The 3,362-nt window shown below is 73.5% G+C and carries 3 protein-coding genes; 2 read left to right on the forward strand and 1 reads right to left on the reverse strand.

Going from position 1 to position 3,362, the window contains the following annotated elements; translation table 11 throughout:
- A partial coding sequence (locus HMPREF3086_RS00950) for a Fic family protein (RefSeq protein WP_070719734.1) occupies positions 1–675 on the forward strand: 675 nt, incomplete at its 5' end.
- A gap of 461 nt (positions 676–1,136) precedes the next feature.
- Here HMPREF3086_RS00950 and HMPREF3086_RS00955 read toward each other — a convergent pair.
- On the reverse strand, positions 1,137–1,970 hold the full coding sequence (locus HMPREF3086_RS00955; protein ID WP_083324205.1) for an HAD family hydrolase: 834 nt from the start codon (positions 1,968–1,970) through the stop codon (positions 1,137–1,139).
- Between the two features lie 435 nt (positions 1,971–2,405).
- On the opposite strand from HMPREF3086_RS00955, the gene HMPREF3086_RS00960 reads away from it, so the two are divergent.
- A partial coding sequence (locus HMPREF3086_RS00960; protein WP_141763942.1) for a CpaE-like family protein occupies positions 2,406–3,362 on the forward strand: 957 nt, incomplete at its 3' end.

Genomic DNA, 3,362 nt, shown 5'->3' on the forward strand with positions numbered 1-3,362 from the left:
CTCGCCGCGGTGCACCGGCACCCCGCCAACCGCCGCGGATGGCCCACCACCGCCGCCGAATCGGTCCTGCGCGGGGCCCGCGCCTCCGCCGGAGTCGAGGGCGCGTCCGTCCGTCTGGACAGCGACGGCGAGCCCGACGAGATCCTGTCCGGCGCCCTGCGGGTCGCCGGTGAACTCACCGGCGAGTCCCTGGATCGTGCCGTCGCCGTGTGGACCCGCTCGCCGCTGCAGGAGCTCGCCCACCTGCATCTCCTCGCCGCGGCCCGGCCCGACGTCGACCCGCAGACGCTGGGCCGCCCCCGCGCCGGAGATGGCGTGGCCGAGCGACTCCAGGGCCTGGCCGGGCTCGTCACCGGCGGCACGCGCGTGCCGGCACCGGTGCTCGCCGCGGTCGTGCTGGGGGAACTCTCCGGGCTCGCGCCGTTCGGTTCGGCCGACGGGATCGTCGCCCGCGCCGCGTTCCGGCTGGTCGCGGTGTCCACCGGCCTCGACCCGCACTGCCTGGGCGTGCCCGAGGTGACCTTCTACCGCGACCCGGAGGCCTACCGCGCCGCCGTCGCCGGCTTCATGGCGGGGACCGAGGAAGGCGTCGCCGCCTGGATCCTCTACTGCTGTAAGGCGCTGGAGGCGGGGGCTCGTGAGGCCACCTCGATCGCCGATGCCGCCGGGGCCTGACACGCGAACGGCGGGTCGGGTCTGGCGCGCGCACGGCGCACTGGCTTGACACGCGAACGGCGGGTCGGCCGAAGCCGACCCGCCAACTCACTGCGGTTCATCGAGAGATCCGGGTACCAAGCGTCCTGTGGTCCGCCGTGTCGCCGGCCCGGGACAACCGTCGGTGACGGCTGGCGCGGACCCACGGCTGGTGTTGCCTCTCGGGCGTTATCCGTCGCGTGGGTTTCCGAACGTCGATGACGGTAGATCAGGCGGGGGGCCGTGACTTCTCTTCCGTCGCGGTCCTGGCGTCCTCACCACCGTGCCTTGAGCATGCCGTCGAGCACCCTGCCGGGGCGATGGTGGGAACCCCCAAAGAACCCGCCGACTCCTCGGTCGATCCGGCTATCGCTTCTGACTCCGTCCGCGGCCCACGATGAGTGATTGGGGCGTCGGCGGATCTACCGCACCGGGCCGTGCAGCTACGGCGCCGCCCGCCTCGCACCACGCGCGAACGCGGCGGCCGCCGCGCTCATCGCCACGACGATGGCTCCGACACCCACGATCGGCCCCGTCGCCCTCTCGAGCGTCGGCAGCAGCGGGGTGGGGTTGGAGAACGTCAGGATCGGCCAACCCCGCTCGAGCGCTTCGCGGCGCAGCGCGCGGTCGGGATTGATCACCGTCGGATGGCCCACCAGCTCGAGCATCGGCAGGTCGGTCGAGGAGTCGGAGTAGGCGTAGCTCGCGTCGAGGTCGTAACCGTACCGGTCGGCGAACCCGCGGATGGCCTCCGCCTTGCCGGGGCCCTGGCAGTAGAACTCGATCTCCCCGCCGTACCGGCCGTTCTCGTCGCGGTTCATGCGGGTGCCGGCGTAGTGGTCCACCCCGAGCATGCGGGCGATCGGCGCGACCAGTTCCTCGCCCGACGCGGACACGATCACCAGGTCGTGGCCCAGCGCGCGGTGTTCGGCGAGCAGTTCCTGCGCCTCGGCGTACACGGTGGGCGAGACTTTCTCGGTGAGCGCCTCGGTGACGATCCGCTCGACCTGCTCGGGCGCCCAGCCCCTGGTGGCGGTCGCCATGGCCTGGCGTACCTTCTGCATCTGCTCGTCGTCGGCGTCGGAGAGGCTGAACGCCAGCTGCGTGTAGGCCAGGTCGATGACCGACCGGCGGGAGAGCAGGCCCTCGTCGAGAAACGACTTGTTGAACGCGAACACCGACGAGGTCGCGATGATCGTCTTGTCGAGGTCGAAGAACGCGGCCACGCGGCGCGGCCGGTGCGAGATCCTGGGGCCCGGTGGGCGGGGGGCGGACACGACACCCACGATACGGTCCTTGTGTTGCCCACGCAGATGGGTGATACTGGATGTGCCCTTAACGGGGCATCCCCCTACAGGTGCTCAGTTCATCCCCCCGAGAACTGAGGCTTTGAGAAACCGCGGCACCCCCTGCCGCGGTTTCTCGCATTTGTGGGTATCCGAAGGCGCCACGGGCATTCGCAGCCGCTCCCCGGGATGGCGTCTCGCACCCGCCGCGGGCTGCGCGAGACGCCATGTTCGCGTGCGGCTGCGATTGGGAAGGCCGGGCGGCTGCGGCTGAGCGGGCCGAAGACCGCGTCGACACCACGGGTGAGTGCGCCACGAGCGCCACGCCCCGCGCGTTCTCCACAGCCCCGTCCCCCTCCACAGGCCGACCGCCGTCCCGCGTCGCCGCGGGGTCGACGGTCGCCGGCATGGGCGAGGGTGGGCGCCGTGGACACGACTACGAGAGCGCTGACCGTCGCGGTGGAGATCACCGATCCCGACCTGGACGCCGACGTGCGCGCGGTGCTGGCCGCCCTGGCGATGGAACCGGGGACGGGGCCCGCCGACGTCCTGGTGACCGACCGCGCCGCCGAGCGCGTGGACCGCGACGGCGACCGTGCCAGCGGTGCCGGCGGTGCCGTGTCGGACGCCGCCGCGGGGAGGGTGGGAACCGGCGGGTCACGGGTCGTGCGGGTTGGCTCGGACCGCGATCCGGGTGACGACGACGAGGTGATCCGCCTGCCGTCCGGGACCGGCGATCTCGTGGGGGTGCTGCTCGCGCCGGTGCCGACCCGGGCGGGAGCGGTGGTGGTGGTCGTCGGCGCGGTGGGCGGTTGCGGGGCCAGCACGCTCGCGGCAGCGATGGCGGTCCGTGCCGCGCCGTCTCACCGGACCCTTCTGGTGGAGACGGACCCGCACGGCACCGGCGTCGACCTGCTGCTGGGGACGGAGGACCACTCCGGCCTGCGCGTTGAGGATGTCCGGGCCGACCTGGGCGGGCCCGACCCCGACGCCCTGTGGGGCGCGGCACCCGAGGTGCTGCCGGGACTGCGGGTACTGGCCAGGTCCAGAAGCCGTCCGGCGGACGCCGACCCCGCCCCCGCCCCCGATGGCGGACCGGGTGCCGTGCGGGCCCACCGGGCGGGCAGCGGACTCGCGGTGAGCGATTCCGGCGGCGCCGAGGACTGCGGGCCGGTGCGCGACGAGGCTGACCTCGTCGTCGTCGTCACCAGGGCCGACCTCCAGGGCGCGGTCGCGGCCCGACGGGCGGTTCGGCGGTCACCCGGCGCGGCGTTGGTGATCCGGACCGGGCGCGGTGACCCCCTGCATGCGGCCGACGTCGCCGGATCGGTGGGGGCTCAGCGGTGGCACGTGCTGCCCGAGATCGGCTCCGTGCGGCGCGCG

The sequence above is a fragment of the Dietzia sp. HMSC21D01 genome (assembly GCF_001815995.1).
GTDB classification, from domain to species: Bacteria; Actinomycetota; Actinomycetes; order Mycobacteriales; family Mycobacteriaceae; genus Dietzia; species Dietzia cinnamea.